At 66.7% G+C, this 19,381-nt stretch carries 17 protein-coding genes; 12 read left to right on the top strand and 5 right to left on the bottom strand.

Annotated features, from left to right (window positions below):
- The first annotated feature begins 219 nt into the window (after positions 1–219).
- The 3 genes from groL (at position 220) to RBT42_RS07565 (ending at position 4,260) form a co-directional block, all read left to right on the top strand.
- On the top strand, positions 220–1,857 hold the full coding sequence (gene groL / locus RBT42_RS07575) for a chaperonin GroEL (protein WP_320363716.1): 1,638 nt from the start codon (positions 220–222) through the stop codon (positions 1,855–1,857).
- Positions 1,858–2,119: 262 nt separating this feature from the next.
- Positions 2,120–3,034: a sulfurtransferase gene (locus tag RBT42_RS07570; RefSeq protein WP_320363714.1), complete on the top strand. Its 915-nt coding sequence runs from the start codon at positions 2,120–2,122 to the stop codon at positions 3,032–3,034.
- Between the two features lie 29 nt (positions 3,035–3,063).
- Positions 3,064–4,260 carry a YeeE/YedE family protein gene (locus tag RBT42_RS07565; RefSeq protein WP_320363712.1) on the top strand — a complete coding sequence of 399 codons (1,197 nt, stop codon included), beginning with the start codon at positions 3,064–3,066 and terminating at the stop codon, positions 4,258–4,260.
- Between the two features lie 13 nt (positions 4,261–4,273).
- Here the strand turns inward: RBT42_RS07565 and RBT42_RS07560 are convergent, their stop codons facing one another.
- Positions 4,274–4,795 (bottom strand): N-acetyltransferase family protein, encoded by a 522-nt coding sequence (locus RBT42_RS07560; protein WP_320363710.1) that lies wholly within the window; start codon positions 4,793–4,795, stop codon positions 4,274–4,276.
- Between the two features lie 6 nt (positions 4,796–4,801).
- Positions 4,802–5,020 carry a molybdopterin-binding protein gene (locus RBT42_RS07555; protein ID WP_320363708.1) on the bottom strand — a complete coding sequence of 73 codons (219 nt, stop codon included), beginning with the start codon at positions 5,018–5,020 and terminating at the stop codon, positions 4,802–4,804.
- A gap of 250 nt (positions 5,021–5,270) precedes the next feature.
- Here RBT42_RS07555 and RBT42_RS07550 point away from each other — a divergent pair, with 250 nt between their 5' ends.
- The 8 genes from RBT42_RS07550 to RBT42_RS07515 all read left to right on the top strand — a co-directional run bounded on the left by RBT42_RS07550 (position 5,271) and on the right by RBT42_RS07515 (position 13,189).
- Positions 5,271–6,026, top strand: coding sequence for a GntR family transcriptional regulator (locus tag RBT42_RS07550; RefSeq protein ID WP_320363706.1), 756 nt, complete (start codon positions 5,271–5,273; stop codon positions 6,024–6,026).
- A gap of 4 nt (positions 6,027–6,030) precedes the next feature.
- Positions 6,031–7,800, top strand: a complete 1,770-nt coding sequence (locus tag RBT42_RS07545; protein WP_320363704.1) for a fumarate reductase/succinate dehydrogenase flavoprotein subunit — start codon at positions 6,031–6,033, stop codon at positions 7,798–7,800.
- Between the two features lie 19 nt (positions 7,801–7,819).
- Positions 7,820–8,065, top strand: a complete 246-nt coding sequence (locus RBT42_RS07540; RefSeq protein ID WP_320363702.1) for a ferredoxin family protein — start codon at positions 7,820–7,822, stop codon at positions 8,063–8,065.
- A 43-nt stretch (positions 8,066–8,108) separates the two neighbouring features.
- Positions 8,109–9,533, top strand: coding sequence for an ABC transporter substrate-binding protein (locus RBT42_RS07535; protein ID WP_320363700.1), 1,425 nt, complete (start codon positions 8,109–8,111; stop codon positions 9,531–9,533).
- Positions 9,534–9,535: 2 nt separating this feature from the next.
- Positions 9,536–10,330, top strand: a complete 795-nt coding sequence (locus RBT42_RS07530) for an ABC transporter permease (RefSeq protein WP_320363698.1) — start codon at positions 9,536–9,538, stop codon at positions 10,328–10,330.
- Positions 10,327–11,205: an ABC transporter ATP-binding protein gene (locus RBT42_RS07525; protein WP_320363696.1), complete on the top strand. Its 879-nt coding sequence runs from the start codon at positions 10,327–10,329 to the stop codon at positions 11,203–11,205. The genes RBT42_RS07530 and RBT42_RS07525 overlap by 4 nt, the downstream gene beginning before the upstream one ends.
- A 17-nt stretch (positions 11,206–11,222) precedes the next feature.
- Entirely contained in the window at positions 11,223–12,224 is a 1,002-nt protein-coding gene (locus RBT42_RS07520; RefSeq protein WP_320363695.1) for a HEAT repeat domain-containing protein, read from the top strand.
- 107 nt (positions 12,225–12,331) lie between these two features.
- Complete coding sequence (locus RBT42_RS07515) at positions 12,332–13,189, top strand: sulfurtransferase (RefSeq protein WP_320363693.1); 858 nt, start codon at positions 12,332–12,334, stop codon at positions 13,187–13,189.
- Positions 13,190–13,212: 23 nt separating this feature from the next.
- On the opposite strand, the gene RBT42_RS07510 is transcribed toward RBT42_RS07515, so the two are convergent.
- From RBT42_RS07510 to RBT42_RS07500, 3 genes are all read right to left on the bottom strand, one after another.
- A complete protein-coding gene (locus tag RBT42_RS07510; RefSeq protein ID WP_320363691.1) occupies positions 13,213–14,448 on the bottom strand; it encodes a voltage-gated chloride channel family protein in 1,236 nt (411 codons plus the stop codon).
- 1 nt (position 14,449) lies between these two features.
- Positions 14,450–16,360, bottom strand: coding sequence for a GspE/PulE family protein (locus tag RBT42_RS07505; protein ID WP_320363689.1), 1,911 nt, complete (start codon positions 16,358–16,360; stop codon positions 14,450–14,452).
- A 114-nt stretch (positions 16,361–16,474) separates the two neighbouring features.
- Positions 16,475–18,034, bottom strand: coding sequence for an NAD(P)/FAD-dependent oxidoreductase (locus RBT42_RS07500; RefSeq protein WP_320363687.1), 1,560 nt, complete (start codon positions 18,032–18,034; stop codon positions 16,475–16,477).
- Positions 18,035–18,210: 176 nt separating this feature from the next.
- Between RBT42_RS07500 and RBT42_RS07495 the strand changes: the two genes are divergently transcribed.
- On the top strand, positions 18,211–19,212 hold the full coding sequence (locus tag RBT42_RS07495) for an AraC family transcriptional regulator (protein WP_320363685.1): 1,002 nt from the start codon (positions 18,211–18,213) through the stop codon (positions 19,210–19,212).
- Positions 19,213–19,381: the final 169 nt, after the last annotated feature.

The raw sequence follows: 19,381 nt of genomic DNA, 5'->3' as shown, positions 1-19,381 counted from the left end.
ACCTCCAGCTGAGTTCGCCGCCAAGCATCGCAACCCAACCCCATCAAAAAACGAAGCAAGATCAGTTAACCTGCAAACCCTTGGACCTCTCTCCAACTGACTGGTATGGCTGGAGGGGGCAGGTCACGACGGCGAGGAACTCCTCGTCATCCGCGAGGAAGACGTCCTCGCCATCGTCGAAGCCTGATCCCCTCATTGAAGTAATTGGAGAACGCAAACATGGCAGCCAAACATGTCGTATTCGGTGATGACGCCCGCGCCAAGATCGTGCGGGGCGTGGACATCCTGGCCAACGCCGTCAAGGTGACGCTCGGCCCCAAGGGCCGCAACGTGGTGCTGGAGCGCGCTTTCGGCTCCCCCACGGTGACCAAGGACGGCGTTTCCGTCGCCAAGGAAATCGAGCTGAAGGACCGCTACGAGAACATCGGCGCGCAGCTCGTCAAGGAAGTGGCCTCGAAGACCTCGGACAACGCCGGTGACGGCACCACCACCGCCACCGTGCTGGCCCAGGCCATCGTGCGCGAGGGCTTCAAGTACGTGGCCGCCGGCCTGAACCCGACCGACCTCAAGCGCGGCATTGACAAGGCCGTGGCCGCGCTGGTGGCCGAGGTGCAAAAGCTCGCCAAGCCCACGACCACGTCGAAGGAAATCGCGCAGGTGGGCGCCATCTCGGCCAACTCCGACTGGGACATCGGCCAGATCATTGCCGACGCCATCGACAAGGTGGGCAAGGAAGGCGTGATCACCGTGGAAGACGGCAAGAGCCTGCACAACGAGCTGGACGTGGTCGAAGGCCTGCAGTTCGACCGCGGCTACCTGTCGCCCTATTTCATCAACAACCAGGACAAGCAGGCCGTCGAGCTGGACGAGTCGCTGGTGCTGCTGATCGACAAGAAGGTCACCCACATCCGTGAGCTGATCCCGGCGCTGGAAGCCGTGGCCAAGGCGGGTCGCCCCTTGCTGATCATCGCGGAAGACATCGAAGGCGAAGCGCTGGCGACGCTGGTGGTCAACGCCATCCGCGGCATCCTCAAGGTGGTGGCGGTGAAGGCACCGGGCTTTGGTGACCGTCGCAAGGCCATCTTGGAGGACATCGCCGTGCTGACCGGCGGCAAGGTCATCGCCGAAGAGGTGGGCCTGTCGCTGGACAAGGTGACGCTGGAGGACCTGGGCCAGGCCAAGCGCGTGGAGGTAGGCAAGGAGCACACCATCCTGATCGACGGCGCGGGCGAGGCCACGCAGATCGAAGCGCGCGTCAAGCAGATCCGCGTGCAGATCAGCGAAGCGACCAGCGACTACGACCGTGAGAAGCTGCAAGAGCGCGTGGCCAAGCTGGCCGGTGGTGTGGCGGTGATCAAGGTGGGCGCCGCCACCGAGGTGGAGCTGAAGGAGAAGAAGGCCCGCGTGGAAGACGCGCTGCACGCCACCCGTGCGGCTGTGGAAGAAGGCGTGGTGCCGGGCGGTGGCGTGGCGCTGCTGCGTGTGCGCCAGGCCGTGGGCAGCCTCAAGGGCGACAACGCCGACCAGGACGCCGGCATCAAGCTGGTGCTGCGCGCGGTGGAAGAGCCACTGCGCCAGATCGTGGCCAACGCCGGTGGCGAGCCCAGCGTGGTGGTGAGCCGTGTGCTGGAAGGCACGGACACTCACTTCGGCTTCAACGCGGCCAACGACAGCTACGGCAACCTGGTGGAGCAAGGCGTGCTGGACCCGGCCAAGGTGACGCGCACGGCGCTGCAGAACGCGGCCTCGGTGGCCAGCCTGATCCTGACGACGGAAGCCATCGTGGCGGAGATTCCCGAGCCCAAGGTTCCAGCCGCGCCGCATCACGATGAAGGAGGCTTTGGCGGCGGCTTCTGATCGCTGAACCATCGGCCACTTACCAGCCGCATCAGCGCGGCTGCTCACGCCCTGCACGCGCAGCCCTTTGCGCGGCAGGGCGTTTGTCATTGGGGCATGGCGGGCTTATGCGCGTTGTTGCGATCTCAACAGCCTGCTGCATTTTGTGCATGAGCACATGCCAAAGCATCAGTTCGCAAAACCATCACGGCCGACGAGACTGCGTTCATGGTGTTGATGACACCTGATCCTTTCCACCCTCTCGATGTACGAGGTCATGACGATGAAGACTTTCCACAAGATCCTGGCGGCCGGTGCCTGGCTGCTGTCCCTGCCGGCTCTGGCCAACTCGCCCTTCCTGGTCAGCACCGACTGGCTGGAGAAGAACCTGAACAACCCCAAGGTCAAGGTGATCGAGGTCAGCGTGGTGCCCGGCGTGTACGAGCGCGGCCACATCCCCGGTGCGGTCAACTTCGAGTGGCACACCGACCTCGTCGACCCCGTGCGCCGTGACATCGTCAACCAGGCCAACCTGGAGAAGAAGCTGCGCGCGGCCGGTGTGAACCAGGACAGCACCGTGATCCTCTACGGTGACAACAACAACTGGTTCGCCGCCTGGGGCGCCTGGGTGTTCGACGTGTACAGCGTCAAGAACGTGAAGCTGCTCGACGGCGGCCGCAAGAAGTGGGAAGCCGAAGGCCGCGCCCTGTCGCCGCTGGCGGCCACGCCCACGGCCGGCAACATCAAGGTGAGCGCGGCCAACCCGGCCCTGCGTGCACGCCTGACCGATGTGGTCGCCGCCGCCGAGAAGAAGACCAACACCGCGTTGGTGGACATCCGCTTGGCCGATGAGTTCACTGGCAAGGTGTTCGCCCCCGCCGGTGTGCAAGAGCTGGCCGTGCGCGCCGGCCACGTACCCGGTGCGGTGAACGTGCCCTGGGGCCAAGCCGTGGCCGCCGATGGCACCTTCAAGCCGGTGGAAGAGCTGCGCAAGCTGTATGCGGGCGTGGGCATCGATGGCAAGAAGCCCATCATCACCTACTGCCGCATTGGCGAGCGCTCCAGCCACACCTGGTTCGCGCTGAAGAAGCTGCTGGGCTACGAGGTGCGCAACTACGACGGTTCGTGGACCGAGTACGGCAACACCGTGGGCGTGCCCATTGCCAACCCGGCCGGCACGGTCTGGGGCGGTCGCTGAGCTGACGCTAGCCAGAAAGTGAGATGAGCATGGCGCAGTACCAAGCCGTGCAGGGGCGGCCCAGATGGGCCGCTGTCCTGACCTCCGTGGCCGTGCTCAGCACGGCTTTTTTCCTTCACCGGCATCTGGGCAGCTTGCCCGGCGGCGCGGCGCTGGCACTGTCGCTGGTGTTCGGCCTGGGCTTTGGCGTGCTGCTGCAGCGCTCGCGCTTTTGCTTCTACTGCGTGAGCCGTGATTTCATCGAGCAGCGCGATGCACGCGGCCTGCTGGGCATCGTGGCCGCACTGGCGGTGGGCACGCTGGGCTACCACGCGGTGTTCGGCGCCTTCCTGCCGGAGCCCGCGCCGGGGCGTCTGCCCCCTGGTGCCCACATCGGGCCGGTCAGCATCGTGCTGATCGGGGCCTCGTTCACCTTTGGGCTGGGCATGGCCGTGGCCGGCTCCTGCGTCAGTGCGCAGCTGTATCGGCTGGGTGAAGGCGTGGTGACCGCGCCGCTGGCCTTGCTCGGCACGCTGGGCGGTTTCATCCTGGGCCTGCGTGTGTGGAACACGCTGTACCTCGATCACATCCAGGAGGCACCGGTGGTGTGGCTGCCGAACCACCTGGGCTACGAGGGCTCACTGGCTGTGCAACTGCTGGGGCTGGGCGGGCTGGCCGCGCTGCTGTGGTGGCGTCATCGCTCACCTGCGGCAGCGGCATCCGACACGCCCTGGTGGCGCCGTCGCTGGGCGCCGCACACCGGCGGCATCCTGATCGGCGCCCTGGCCGTGATCGCCTTCTTGCGCGTGTCGCCGCTGGGCGTCACGTCCGAGCTAGGCAGCATCGCCCGCACGCTGGCCGATCAGCAGCAGTGGCTGCCCAGCCGCCTCGAAGGGCTCGACACCTTCCGCGGCTGCGCCACCGCGATCAAGGAGACGCTGTGGTCGAACAACGGTGCGCTGGTCGTAGGCCTGGTGCTGGGCTCGCTCGCGGTAGCCGTGCTGGCGGGAGACTTCCGCCCGCGCTGGCCCAGCGTGCGCGAAGCGGTGCGCGCTGTGCTCGGCGGGGTGCTGATGGGCTTGGGCAGCATGCTGGCCCTGGGCTGCACGGTGGGCACGCTGCTGTCCGGCATCATGGCCGCGGCCGCCTCGGGCTGGGTGTTCCTGCTGTGGGCGGGGCTGGGCCTGTGGGTGGGCTGGTGGCTGCGTCGCCAGCGCTGGTCGGGTCTGGCCGACCCGGTGGCCTGAGTCGGTCGGCGGCTCAGCCGTCCTGCGGGTCGGTGGGCGTGGCCAGGATGCGCTGGTAAAGCTCGATGTCCAGCCAGCGGCCGAACTTGAAGCCGGCCTGACGAACGGTGCCCGCATGGGTGAAGCCTAGCGCCTGATGCAGGCGGATGCTCACGGCATTGCTGGCGTCGATCACGCCCACCAGCACATGCTTGCCCTGGTCTTGCGCCGCGCGGATCAAGGCCTGCATGAGCTGCGGGCCCAGGCCCTTGCCGCGGTGCGCCGCGTGCACGTACACGGAATGCTCGACCGTGTACTTGTACGCCGGCCAGGCGCGGAAGGTGCCGTAGGACGCAAAGCCCATCAGCTCGCCCGCTTCCGACTCCACACCGATGACCGGAAAGCCGCCTGCGCGCTTGGCCTCGAACCAGCTCGTCATCTGCGCGCGGGTGCGAGGCTCGTAGTCATACAGGGCCGTCGAATGCACGATGGCCTCGTTGAAGATGGCGAGGATGGCCTCGCCGTGCCGTTCGTCGGTGCAGTCAACCCATTGCATGCCACATCATAGGGCGGCGATGGACACCTCGGTGGACTTGACCAGGGCGATGACCTCCTTGCCGACCACCAGGCCCAGGTCCTTGATGGAGCGGGTGGTGATGACCGAGGTGACGATCAGCCCGGCGGGCGTTTCGACATCGATCTCGGAGACCACGGGTCCTTCGATGATCTCTTTGACCTTGCCGCGGAACTGGTTGCGGACGTTGATGGCGCTGATGCTCATGGTGAACCTTTCATGACGAAACCACAGGGACCCCGCTTGTGTGATGGGGGAGTCATGGCAGTGTCGATCGCAGCACCGCGCAGCAGAACGAAGAATTGCTTCTAAGGTTCTGAGCTTCGTGCCTTCATGCGCTTTCGGCATGAGCTCATGTGATGCGCCCGTCATCGCATATGGATGGACGAATTCCTTTGTTTTCTTGATGGGCGTTGATTTCTAGACTGCCTCTCAACTTGTCATAACGAGTTGAGAAATGAACAGTCCACGCCCTTCCCACACCGCCACCGCCGAGCCGCTCTATGAGCGGATTCGCCTGGCGCTGCGCGAGGGCATCCTGAGTGGACACCATGCCCCCGGCAGCCGTGTGCCGTCCGAAAGTGAGCTCGGCCAGCTGTATGGCGCCAGCCGCATCACCGTGCGCCAGGCCCTGTCGGCCTTGCAGCAAGAGGGCCTGATCTTCACTCGCCAGGGCAAGGGCAGCTTCGTGGCCCGCCCCAAGGCCTTTCAGAACGTCAGCACCCTGCAGGGCTTTGGCGAACAGATGGCCACTCTGGGCTACGAGGTGCTCAACCGGTTGCAAGAGCTGCGCGAGGTGCCGGCCAGTGCCCAGGTGGCCCAGCGCCTCGGTGTCTCAGTGGATGAGCCTGTGACGCAGATCCAGCGCGTGCGCCTGCTCAACCGCGAGCCAGTCTCCCTGGAATGGACCTGGGTGCGCACCACGCAGGGCCGCCAGCTCGCGCAGGCCGACCTGATCGGCCGCGACATCTTCTTGATTCTGGAGAACGACTGCGGCGTGCCGCTGGGCCACGCCGACCTGGCGCTGGACGCGGTGCCCGCCGATGCCGACACCGCCTCGGCCCTGGGCATCGCCCCGGGTGAGCCGGTGCTGCGCATCGAACGCCTGACCCATGACATCCACGGCACGCCGGTGGACTTCGAGTTTCTGTATTTCCGCGGTGACACCTTTCAGTACCGCTTTCGGGTCGATCGCCATCGGCCCCAGGAGTGAACCCATGCAAACCATTGAACATGAATACGACATCGTCGTGGTGGGGGGCGGCACGGCCGGCCCCATGGCCGCGATCAAGGCCAAGGAGGCCAACCCCAAGCTGCGTGTGCTGCTGCTGGACAAGGCGCACGTCAAGCGCAGCGGCTGCATCTCCATGGGCATGGACGGGCTGAACAACGCCGTCGTGCCGGGCTACGCCACGCCCGAGCAGTACACCAAGGAGATCACGATCGCCAACGACGGCATCGTCAACCAGTCCACCGTGTACGCCTATGCGCAGCACAGCTTCAGCACCATCGAGCAGCTCGACCGCTGGGGTGTGAAGTTCGAGAAAGACGCCACCGGCGACTACGCGATGAAGAAGGTGCACCACCTGGGCACCTATGTGTTGCCGATGCCCGAGGGGCACGACGTCAAGAAGGTGCTATACCGCCAGCTCAAGCGCGCCCGTGTCGAGATCACCAACCGCATCATCGCCACCCGCCTGCTCAAGGCCGCCGATGGCAGCGTCAACGGTGTGATGGGCTTTGACAGCCGCACGGCCGACTTCCATGTGGTGCGCGCCAAGGCCGTCATCCTGGCCTGCGGCGCGGCCGGGCGCCTGGGGCTGCCCTCGTCCGGCTACCTGATGGGCACCTACGAGAACCCGACCAATGCGGGCGATGGCTATGTGATGGCCTATCACGCAGGCGCCGAGCTGGCCAACCTGGAGTGCTACCAGATCAACCCGCTGATCAAGGACTACAACGGCCCGGCCTGCGCCTACGTGACCGGCCCGCTGGGCGGCTACACGGCCAACGGTGAGGGCGAGCGCTTCATCGAGTGCGACTACTGGAGCGGCCAGATGATGCTGGAGTTCTACCAGGAGCTGCAAGGCGGCAAGGGCCCGGTCTTCCTCAAGCTCGACCACCTGGCGGAGGAAACCATCCAGACCATCGAGACCATCCTGCACGGCAACGAGCGCCCCAGCCGTGGGCAGTTCCACGCCGGCCGGGGCACCGACTACCGCAAGGACATGGTCGAGATGCACATTTCGGAGATCGGCTTTTGCAGCGGCCACAGCGCCTCGGGCGTGGCGGTCAACGCCAAGGCCGAGACGACGGTGCCGGGCCTGTATGCCGTGGGTGACATGGCCGCCGTGCCCCACAACTACATGCTGGGTGCCTTCACCTATGGCTGGTTTGCCGGTGTCAACGCCGCCGAGCGCGCCAGCCAGCTGGACTTCAGCGCGGTGGACGCCGAGCAGATCGAAGCCGAGAAGCGCCGCGTCTATGCACCGCTGCAGCGCGACCACGGCCTGCCACCGCTGCAGGTCGAGTACAAGCTGCGCCGCTTCGTCAACGACTACCTGCAGCCGCCCAAGGTCACGCGCAAGTACGAGATCGGCCTCAAGCGCTTCGAAGAGATCGGCGAAGACATCGGCCACCTGCACGCCCGCAACCCGCATGAGCTGATGCGCGCGGCCGAGGTGTCGGTGATCCGCGACTGCGCCGAGATGGCGGCCCGCGCCTCGCTGTTCCGCACCGAAAGCCGCTGGGGCCTGTACCACCTGCGCGTGGACTACCCCGAGCGCAACGACGCCGACTGGTTCTGCCACGCCCATCTCTACAAGGACGAACAGGGCCGCATGGCCCACGCCAAGCGCGAGATCGAACCCTACATCGTGCCGATCGACGACGTCGAGAAGACCGCCTACGACCGCCTGCGCATCCCGCGCGGACAGGCTCAGAACCTGAGCGCCGATGCGGCCCAGCCCGCGCCGGCCGCCGCCTGATCTTTGAAGGAAGTTCCCCATGCCTTTCGCCCCCGCCGCCATCGCCCAGTACAGCGAAGCCGCCGTCACCGTGGACCTGGACAAGTGCATCGCCCACAAGGGCTGCACCGTCTGCATCGACGTCTGCCCGATGGACGTGCTCGCCATCAATCCAGAAACCGGCAAGGCCCACATGCGGCACGACGAGTGCTGGTACTGCTTGCCCTGCCAGAAGGACTGCCCCACCCAGGCCATCAAGGTCGAGATCCCTTACCTCGTGCGCTGACGCCCGCTCAGCGCACACCCATCCCAACATCAGGAGTTGTCACATGTCTTTGCCTTCTTTCTCGCGCGCCCTGCGCACCGCTGCCTTCGCATTTGCCGCCACGGCCACAGCCCTGGCCGCCCAGGCTGAAACCATCCGCCTGGCCATCGGCACCCAGGACACGACCATCAACTGCGCCACCGGCGGCCTGTTGATCCGTGAGCTCAAGCTGCTCGACAAGTACCTGCCCAAGGACGGCAAGTACAAGGGCGTCACCTACGACGTGCAGTGGAAGAACTTCACCTCGGGCGCACCGCTGACCAACGAGATGCTGGCCGATAAGCTGGACATCGGCTCGATGGCCGAGTTCCCCGGCGCGGCCAATGGCGCCGCCTTTGAGAAGGCCGGCAAGAAGAGCGTGTTCATCACGGTGCTGTCGGGCAGCACGCTGGGCAGCGGCAATGGCATCGTCGTGCCCAAGGACTCGCCGGTGACCTCGCTGGCCGAACTGCGCGGCCGCACGATCTCGGTGCCGTTTGCCTCGGCCGCCCACGGCATGCTGCTGCGCGCGCTGAAGGCGCAGGGGTTGGACCCGGCCAAGGACGTGAACATCATCACCCAGGCACCGGAAGTGGCCGGCCCCGCGCTGCAGGCCAACAAGATCGAGGCCCACGCCGACTTCGTGCCTTTTGCCGAAGCCTTCCCCTTCCGCGGCTTCGCCCGCAAAATCTACGACGGCGCCCAGGCCAAGTCGCCCACCTTCCACGGCACGCTGGTCAACACCGCGTTTGCCCAGAAGTACCCCGAGGTGGTCACGGCCTTCCTGCGTGCGTCCATCGAGGCCGACCGCCTGATCGCCGCCGAGTCCGAAAAGTACAGCGAGCTGATCGAGAAGCACACCGGCATCGAAGCCCCGGTGAACTACCTCTTCCACGGCCCGCTGGGCTTGCAGACGCGCGACCACAGCTTCAAGCCCGAGTACCGTCAGGCCCTGCAGACCGCCATCGAGACCCTGCGCCTGCTGCGCCGCACCGATACGACGCTGAACGCCAACGCGCTGATCGACGAGCGCTTCATCCGCACGGCCTATCAGCAGTCGGGTCTGAACTACGACGCGCAGTTGAAGAACTCGGCCAAGGCCCCTTTGAAGGCCAACGACGCGCTCACGGGCAAGGCCATCACCGACACGCAGCGCCTGGCCGGCATCTGGGTCAAGGGCGAAGGCAAGGTGCGCCACTACGCTTCGATCGAGAACGCCCTGAAGGACCTGGCCCAGCTGGAGAAGGCCGGCAAGAGCGCCCGCGCCGTCTACGTGCATGACCTGATCCACCGCATCAAGCTGCTGGGCAACCTGGCCTGGTACGCCACCGATGCCAAGGGGCAGGTGAGCGCCTTCCTGCAAAAGGACGCGGCCGTGGCCTATGCCGGGGCCAACAAGGGCAAGGTGTTTGACCTGGCCGGCCTGCGTGCCGGTGTGACAGGACGCTGAGCATGAGCGCCACACCAAGCCAAGTCTGGCGCTGGGGCGCCCAGGCGATCTCGCTGGTGGCGTGCGTGCTGGTGTGGCACGTGCTGTCCACCCAGCGGACCCACCTGGGCCTGGTCACCTTCGCGAACGTGCCGCCACCGTCCGAAGTGTGGGCCGCGGCCTGGGAGCTCGTCGAGTCGCCCAAGCTGAGCCAGCACCTGTCGAGCAGCCTGCTGCGCGTGGCCTCGGGCTTCGTGTCGGCAGCGGCGCTCGGCGTGGTTCTGGGCCTGCTGATCGGTCGTTCGCGCTGGGTGCGCCTGGCCCTGCTGCCCCCACTGGAAGTGGCACGGCCCATTCCGGCCGTCGCCTGGATCCCGCTGGCCATCCTGATGTTCCCCTCGTCGGAAGGCAGCATGGTCTTCATCACCTTCGTGGGCGCGCTGTTCCCCATCCTGCTCAACACCATTCACGGGGTCAATGGCGTGGACCCGCGCCTGGTGGCCTCGGCGCGCAGCCTGGGCACCAGCCGCTGGCGTCTGTTCGGTCAGGTCATCCTGCCCTCGGCCGCACCCAGCATCGTCACGGGTCTGTCGATCGGCATGGGCACCTGCTGGTTCTGCCTGGTCACGGCCGAGATGATCTCGGGCCAGTACGGCATCGGCTACTACACCTGGGAGTCTTACACCGTGCAGGCCTACGCCAACATCATCGTCGGCATGCTGGTGATCGGCCTGCTGGGCATGGGCAGCAGCGCGCTGATCCACTGGGGCGGCCAACGTCTGATGCCCTGGCATCGTTCACAAGGAGGTCAGGCATGAGTGCCGTTCTCAAAAGCGTTCCCCCGGTCACCACGCACGCCGGTACCGGCCGCCTCGACATCGATCAGGTGTCCATCCACCTGGGCGAAGGCGCGCAGCGCTTCGTGGCGCTCGACGAGGTCTCGCTCACGATCGAGCCCGGTGAGTTCGTCTGCCTGCTGGGGCCCTCGGGCTGCGGCAAGTCGACCTTGCTGGGCGCGCTGGCCGGCCACCTGCGCCCCACTCATGGCGAGGCGCGGCTCGATGGCCAGCGCATCGACGGGCCCGATCCGCAACGCGGTCTGGTCTTTCAGCACCACACGCTGTTCCCGTGGCTGAGCGTGCAGGACAACGTGGCCTATGGGCTGAAGATGCGTGGCGTCTCTCGCACCGAGCGGCTGCAACAGGCGCAGGCGTTGCTGAAAGAAGTGGGCCTGCAAGGCTTCGAGCAGCGCTATCCGCACGCCCTGTCAGGCGGCATGCAGCAGCGCGTCGAGATCGCACGGGTGCTGATCAACCAGCCACGCGTGCTGCTGATGGACGAGCCCTTTGGCGCGCTCGATGCACTGACCCGCCTGAAGATGCAGGAGCTGCTGCTGAGCCTGTGGGGCCACCTGAAGACCACCATCGTCTTTGTGACCCACGACATCGACGAAGCCCTGTTCATGGCCGACCGCATCCTGGTGATGAGCCCGCGCCCTGGTCGCATCATCGAAGAGATCCATGTCGAGGCCGAGCGCCCACGTCAGTCCGAGTGGCTGACCAGCGTGCCCTTTGCGCGCCTCAAGCGCCACTGCCTGGACCTGCTGCGCGACCCGACCACCACCTTGCCGCTGGAGCGCCTCAACCCCGTGACGGGTTTGAACCGCCGCGGCATCCGCTCCTCCGAATTCTGAAGAAAGCACCTTCCCCCATGAGCACCCTGTTTGCCCTGCCGCCGCCCGAGGTGTCGACCGCCGACGATGACCTGCAAGCGCTGCACCCACGCCTGACCTCGGACGACGCCACCGTGCGCCGCCTCGCCCTGATCGAGCTGGCCGAGCTGGAAGACGAAGCCCACGCGCCCTGGCTGGCCTGGGCCTTGCGTGACCCGGACCCGGCCATCCGCGCCGATGTGGCCGCTCGCCTGGCGTACTGGGAGCAGCCGATCGTCCTGAACGCCCTGGTGGATGCCTTGCACGACGCTGAAGCGGCTGTGCGCGAGGCCGCCGCCTACAGCTTGGCCGAGATCAAGCAGACCGAGAGCGGCACGCTGCTGTTGCCCGCGCTGGACGGGGCCCAGGGCTTCGTGCTGGCGAGCCTGCTGCACGCCATCAAGGAGCTGCGTCTGCCGGGCAGCCTGCACGCCGCCTTGCGTGCCACCGACGCCCCCGATACGGCCGTGCGCCTGGCCGCCGTGGGCGTGCTGGGCTGGCTCAAGGATGCGTCCGCGCTGCCGGTGCTCACTCACCTGGCCGCCCACGACGCTGATCCTGAGGTGCGTCGCGCCGCAGTGGGCGCGCTGGGCCTGGGGCAGGGCCACGATGCGCAGGTGCAGCCGGCCCTGCTGGGCGCCCTGCAGGACCCGGTTTGGCGCGTGCGCGAAGAGGCTGCGGCCACGCTCGGCAAGCTCAAATTGCCCGAGGCGGTGACGCCCCTGATCCAGAGCCTGCAAGACGCCTACTGGCAGGTGCGCCAGCTGGCCTCGCGGGCCCTGGGGCGGCTGAAAGACGCCCAGGCCGTGGATGCCCTGATCAGCCACGCCTTGCAGCACGACATCGCCAACCTGCGCAAGGAAGCCAGTGTGGCCCTGGGCGAGATCGGCCATGCCTCGGCCTTGCCCGCGCTGGCCATCGCGGCTCAGGACGCGGACCCGGAGGTGCGCAAGACGGCGCGTCTGGCGATCACGCTCATCCAGCAGCGTGCGGCCGCCTGAATCAGGCTGGTGGCGCAGGCCGAGCGCGGCAACGCGACTCGGCCGCGTGCGCGCAGCGCGCTCCCGCTTGATCGACAATGGGTGGAACTCAGACTGCCTCTGCCGCCATGTTCACCACCCTGATCTCTTGCGCCCAACTGCAAGCGCTGCAGCAAGCCGGTGTCGCCTTGCTGATCGTCGATTGCAGCGCCGATCTGATGAACCCCGCCGCCGCTCGGCAGCAGTTCCTTGACGCTCACCTTCCCGGTGCGGTCCACGCCGACCTGGACCACGATCTGAGCGCGCACGGTGCGGCCGATGCCGCCTCGGGCGGACGCCACCCCTTGCCGCGCCGCGAGGTGTTCGCGCAGTGGCTGCGCCAGATCGGCCTGCACACCGACACCCAGGTGGTCGTCTACGACCGCAACGGCCTGAACTTCTGCGGCCGCCTGTGGTGGATGCTGAAATGGGCGGGCCACGAAGCCGTGGCCGTGCTCGATGGCGGTCTGAGCGCCTGGACCGCGGCTGGCGGTGCCGTGGAAAGCGGCCCGGCCGTGCCGCGCACGCCCTCCCACTGGACCTTGCAGCCGCCTCTGCGCACGCTGGTCACCGCCGACGAGGTCCTCGCCCATCTGGACCAACCCGATCAGACCCTCATCGACGCGCGCGCCACCCCGCGCTATCGCGGTGAGGTCGAACCGCTGGACCCGGTCGCCGGCCACATCCCCGGCGCCTTGAACCGCCCTTTCAGCCTCAACCTCGACGAACAGGGCCGCTTCAAGTCCGCCGCCACGCTGCGCGCCGAGTTCGACGCACTGCTGGCCGGCCGCGATCCGGCCAGCGTCGTGCACCAGTGCGGCAGCGGCGTCAGCGCCGTGCCCAACCTGCTGGCAATGGAAGTGGCGGGCTTCCCGCCCACCCGTTTGTTTGCCGGCAGCTGGAGCGAGTGGTGCCGTGACCCGTCACGCCCTGTCACCAAGGGCTGAGGCTCACAACACGAGCTTCACGCTCAGCGCCGCCAGCGGTACTTCGAGCCTTCCACCCGCTGCGCCTTGTAGATGCCGGCATGCCCGGACGCCAGGTAAGCCATGGCACACGCCAGCGCCGCATGCGCGCCGATGCTCACGCCGAACACCTCCATGGCCATGAAAACGCAGGCCAGCGGCGTGTTGGCCGCACCGGCAAACACCGCCACAAAGCCCAGTGCGGCCAGCCAGGGGAAGGGCTGCTGCAACAGCGGCGCCAGGGCATTGCCCAGCGTCGCGCCCATGTAGAACAGCGGCGTCACCTCGCCCCCCTTGAAGCCCACCCCCAGTGAAAAACTGGTGAACAGCCCTTTGAGCGCAAAGTCCCACCACGGCAGCGGTTCGGTGAAGGCCTGGGCCAGCCCCGGCAGGCTCAGGCCCGCATAGCGCCACGCATCCGTCGCCCAGATCACGCCGGCCAGCACGATGCCGCCCAGCAAGGGTCGCAGCGGTGCATAGGGCACGCGCTGCTTCATGAACGCCGACAGACCATGCGTGCCGCGCGCAAACGCCATGCCCACCAGGCCGCACAGCAGCCCCACCACGACCGCCGCGCCCAAGGTGCCCATCGACAGTGCTGGCAACACGCCCGCGCTGTACACCCCATGGTGCACGCCCCACAGCGCGCACACCTGGTCGGCCACCACGGCGGCCACCACACACGGCCACAGCGCTTCATGGCGCAAACGCCCGATGGCCAGCACCTCCAGCCCGAACACCGCGCCGGCCAGTGGCGTGCCAAACACCGAGGCAAAGCCCGCGCTGATGCCCGCCATCAGCAGGATGCGCCGATCGTCCGGTCGCAAACGGAACACATGCGTGAACTGGTCGGCCAACGCCCCGCCCATCTGCACCGCCGTGCCCTCGCGCCCCACCGAGGCGCCAAACAGGTGCGACACCACCGTGCTCAAAAAGATCAGCGGCGCCATGCGTACCGGCACCACCTGACGCGGGTCGTGCACCTCGTCGATCAAGAGGTTGTTGCCGGCCTCCACCGGCTGGCCCACCCGCAGGTACACCCAGCCCACCACGAAGCCCGCCACGGGCAGCAGTGCCAACAGCCAGCGGTGTGCCTCGCGCGTCTCGGTGGCCCAGGCCAGTGCCAGCAGGAACCAGGCCGAGGCCGTGCCGGCCAGCAGCGCCACGCCCACACCCAGCGCGAGCCACTTCAGCGCATGGCGCGTCACTCGCACGACGGAGGTGGCGCGCAGGGTCCCCATCTCAGTTGTTGCTGGCGGCCAGCACTTCCTTGACGTCCGTGTGGCCCTGCAGCACCTTGTCGATGCCGTCCTGACGCAGTGTGCGCATTCCGCCTTTCAAGCTGGCCTGCAAGATGTCCGCCGCCGAGCAGCGCTGGCGGATCAGCAAGCGGATGGCGTCATCCGACACCAGCAACTCGTGGATGCCCATGCGGCCCTTGTACCCGCGCTGGTTGCAGGTCGGGCAACCCGGCCCACGGTGGCGCAGCTGAATGCGCCCCTGCGCGTCGCCATACTGCTGGCGCCAGCTTGACAGCAAGGCCTCGCGGCTGCCCGCTTTGTCATCGCGGGCGCTGTGCAGGTACTCGTGGAGCATCACGTCCAGTTCGGTTTGCGTGGCCTCGGCCGTGACACCGCACTCCGGGCACACCTTGCGCACCAGACGCTGCGCCAGCACCGCCAGCAGCGAGTCCGAGAAGTTGAACGGGTCCAGCCCGATTTCCAGCAAACGCGCGATGCTTTCGGCCGCCGAGTTCGTGTGCAGGGTCGAGAACACCAGGTGACCGGTCAGCGAGGCCTCGATGGCGATGTTCGCCGTCTCCTCGTCCCGCATTTCACCGATCATGATCACATCGGGGTCGGCCCGCAGGAAGGTGCGCATCGCCGCCGCAAAGGTCCAGCCGATGCGGGCATTGATCTGCACCTGACACAGGCCCTGTTGCGAGATTTCGATCGGGTCCTCCGCCGTCCAGATCTTGCGGTCACCCTGGTTGAGTTCCCGCAGCACCGAGTGCAAGGACGTGGTCTTGCCGCAACCCGTGGGGCCGCAGACCAGCACCAGGCCATAGGGCTTGGCGATGATCTGGCGCATGGTCTCCAGGTTGCCCTCGCTCAGCCCGATCTGCTCGATGGGCAGCGGCTTGGCTCCGCTGAGCAGACGCAGCACCACGTCTTCCACGCCATGCGTGGTCGGCACGGTCACGATGCGCAGCTCGACCTTGGCGTCGCCAAAGCGAGAGAAGTCGATCTTGCCGTCCTGCGGCTTGCGGCGCTCGGAAATGTCCAGGTCAGACATGATCTTCAGGCGCGCCACCAGGGCCGGGCGGTACTCCGAGGGCAGCTCGAGGTAGACCGTCAAGGCCCCGTCCACCCGGAAGCGGATCAGCACCTTGCTGTGCGGCGAGCTGGCCTCGATATGAATGTCGGACGCATTGCGCTTGATCGCGTCCTCGATCATCGTGTTGACCAGGCGCACCAAGGTGCTGCTGGACTCGGTGATGACCTCCTTGACCGCATCGTTGTGATTGGGCCCCAGCTCGACCGCCAGTTCAGCGGCCAGCTCGTGCACGTCGGTGTTCGCATGCAGGGCACGCACCCGGCCTTGCACGGCTTCGTAGGCGTTGGTCTGCGCCTGGGCCAGCGTGCCCGGCAGCGCCATCACCGCTTCGATGTGCAGGTTGCTCAGAAAGCGCAACTCATCGAGCGTAGGGCGGTGCCACGGGTCCTCCATGGCGACCACCAGGGTGCTGCCCTCGCGCAGCAGCGGCAACACGCGGGCGCGCTCGGCGGTACCCTGCGGCACCAGCATCACGGCGTCGTCTTGCGGCGGCACGGCCAGACAGTCCACCACCGGCATGCCGGCCATCGCCGCCAGCGCGATCTTCAGGTCGTCTTCCACGACCATGCCTTCGGTCAGCAGGATCTGGCCCAGCGGGCGAGGCTGCCCCTTGCGTTGCAAGGTCAGGGCGCGTTCGATGTCCGACGGCTCGCTGAGGCCGTGCACCACCAGGGTCTCGCCCAGGCGATGACGCGGAGCCATGGGGTGCTCCCCTCGGATGGCCTCCCACACCGCCGCAGGGGTGCGCAACACCAAGCCGTCCATGCGGGGTGGCATGCACGCGGGCGAGGGGGACTGAACCGTGTTGTTTTCCATGGGCGACTCCATACACGGTCTATTGTGCGGAATCTCGCCCCTTGGTCACGCCTGCCGCCTCACAAAATTTGACACGCAACGTTACGATTTGGGCATCTACCCCCCAGGGCATGGTCAACGTGCTGCCTTAGGCGTCATCGCCGGGCCGCCGGACAGGCGGGTGGCGCCTGTGGCCGACGTGCCTGCGCATTTCACAAAGCGGTAATCGGCCTCGTTGACCTTGCGCGTGGCCAGCCAGTAACGCCAGGTGGACTTGGGCCAGATCGCGAAGTTGATGCCCTCGGCGGTCTGGTACCAGCTCTTGCAGCCGGAGTCCCACACCGTGCCCTTGAGGGCCTTGGTCATCTCGCCCAGGAAGCGGTTCTGCGCCTCTTCCTTGACGTCCAGGTATCCGCCGCCCTTGGCCTGCACCAGCTTCACGCAGTTGACGATGTAGTCGGCTTGTGCCTCGATCATGAAGATGATGGAGTTGTGGCCCAGCCCCGTGTGCGGGCCCACCAGCTGGTACATGTTGGGGTAGTTGGTCGCCGTGATGCCCAGGTAGGCCGTCGGGCTCACCTTCCAGTCCTCCTGGATGGTGTGGCCGTTCAAGCCGCGCAGCTCGAAGTTCTTCATGTAGATGCGCGGATCGACGATGAAACCGGTGCCCAGGATCACGCAGTCCAGCGGGCGCGCCCGGCCGTCTTTGGTGATGATGCCGGTGGCCGTGAACTCGCGGATGTCGTCCGTCACCAGCTCCACATTGGGGCGGTTGAAGGTGGGGAACCACTTGTTCGAAATCAGGATGCGCTTGCAGCCCAGGGTGTAGTCGGGCGTGAGCTTCTTGACCAGCTCGGGGTCCTTCACCTGCCAGCTGATGAACTTCTTCAGGAAGAACTCACCCACCTTGGCCAGCTTGGGGTTGAAGATGGGCCACACGCGCGACTCGTTGGTCCAGTAGCAACGCCAGCGGTGCAGCGTGCGCGTCACCGGCAGGGCGGCGAACATCTTCTTGCTGAAGGCCGAGTACTGGCGCTCGTCGCGCGGGATCACCCAGGCGGCCGTGCGCTGGAACACGTGCAGCTGCTTCACCTTCGGCGCGATCTCGGGCACGTATTGAATGGCCGAGCCGCCAGTGCCGATCGACGCCACCCGCTTGTCGCGCAGGTCGTAGCCGTGGTCCCACTGGGCCGAGTGCATCACCTTGCCCTGGAACTTGTCCAGGCCCCTGATCTTCGGGATGGACGGCACGTGCAGAGGCCCCGACGCCAGAATCCAGTGGCGGCACAGATAGGTGTCACCGCCCGCCGTCTTCACCGTCCAGCGCCCCGTGCCCTCGTTGAACACCGCGCTCACCACCTCCTGGTGGAAGCGCACCTTCGGGCGCAGGCGGTACTGCTCGGTCACGTCCAGGATGTACTGCTGGATCTCGCTCCAGGGCGCATAGCGCTTGGTCCACTTCGGGCTGGTCGCAAACGAGTACGAGTACATGTGCGACTGCACATCGCAGGCCGCGCCGGGGTACTGGTTGTCGCGCCAGGTGCCGCCCACCTCGTCGCCCTTTTCCAGGATCACGAAATCGGTGATGCCCGCCTCCTGCAGCTTGATGGCCATGCACAGGCCACCGAAGCCGGCGCCCGCAATGGCCACCTCAACCTGGTGAACGTTCTGGGTGGGGGTGATCGGATGGGTCATGCGGCACCTCGGTGGAATCTGTGAACAGAAATCGAAACAGGGAAAGTGCTGTCATGGTGCGAGCCAGACTTGATCTGGGCCATGCTAGATTTGACCAATAATTGATCGTTTCGGCCAAAACCGGGCGGCCAAGCGGCCATTTACGGGTCAACCCTCCCCCCTGAATTGACAGTCTGATGAGCACGCGATCCATCCTCGGCCTGATCTACATGGTGCAGGGCCTCAAGCAGATGGGCGAGGATCCCGAGCCCGTGCTTGCCCGCCACGGCCTGAGCCTGGCCCAGCTCGACCCCAGCACCCGCATCGAGCGCTCGCGTGAGATGCGCATCTACGCCGACCTCGCCGACACCATCCAAGACCCGCTGGTGGGGCTGCGTCTCGGGGGCTTTTACGGCCTGGCCGGCTACGGCCCGCTCATCATGCTGCTGATGACCTGCGCCACGGCCTACGAGGCCTTCCAGGTCGGCATCCGCTACCAGGACCTCACCTACCTGTTCGGCACCCTGCGCTTCGAGCCCGGCGACAAGCTCAGCGCCCTGGCCCTCGCCCCCATGCCCATGACCCCACGCGCCTTCCGCTTCCGGGTCGATGGCGAGGTCTCGGGCACCTACAAGCTGGTGCGCGACATGCAGGTCACCATGGGGGTGGACATCCACGCCGAGCGCATCGACATGCCCTACCCGCGCCCGCCCGAGGCCGCCGACTACGAGGCCTACTTCGGCTGCCCCGTGCGCTTTGGCGAGACCGAGGCGCGCTTCTGGTTGCGCAACGAGCACCTGCAGCTGCGCCTGCCCTCGGCCGACCCCAACGCCCACGCCATGTACCGGGCGATGTGCGACCAGCAGTTGGTGGCCCAGGCCACCAGCACCGAGACCCTGGCCGAACGCGTGCTCACCCACCTGGGTCTGTTCAGCGGCAGCTACCCCGGCGCCGAAGAGGTGGCCCGCGCCCTGGGCCTGTCCGAGCGCAGCCTGCGCCGCGCCCTGAGCGAAGAGGGCCAGAGCTTTCGCGACCTGCTGGCCGAGGCCCGCTACACCAAGGCCCAGCACCTGCTGCGCCACACCACCCTGCCCATCGAGGCCATCGCCCAGCAGCTGGGTTACGCCGAATCGGCCGCCTTCATCCACGCGTTCCAGCGCTGGGCGGGCATGAGCCCATCCGCGTTCCGAGGGCGCTGAGCGGGGCGGTTGAACGGGCGGCACAACGGTGGCGCGGAACCCGAGCAAAGCGGGCAGCCATCCCTGCGCAAGCGGGGCAGGCCGCGCTATCCTCACACCTTTGGCCTGCGGGTCACCGCACTCGCTGGACCGACCTTGAACCACCTTACCGCCTGATCAGGCCCTGTCA

Source organism: Aquabacterium sp., from assembly GCF_034003525.1.
Lineage (GTDB): Bacteria > Pseudomonadota > Gammaproteobacteria > Burkholderiales > Burkholderiaceae_C > Aquabacterium.
The sequence above is the reverse complement of the archived record's forward strand: the minus strand, read 5'-3'. Positions and strand labels throughout refer to the sequence as shown.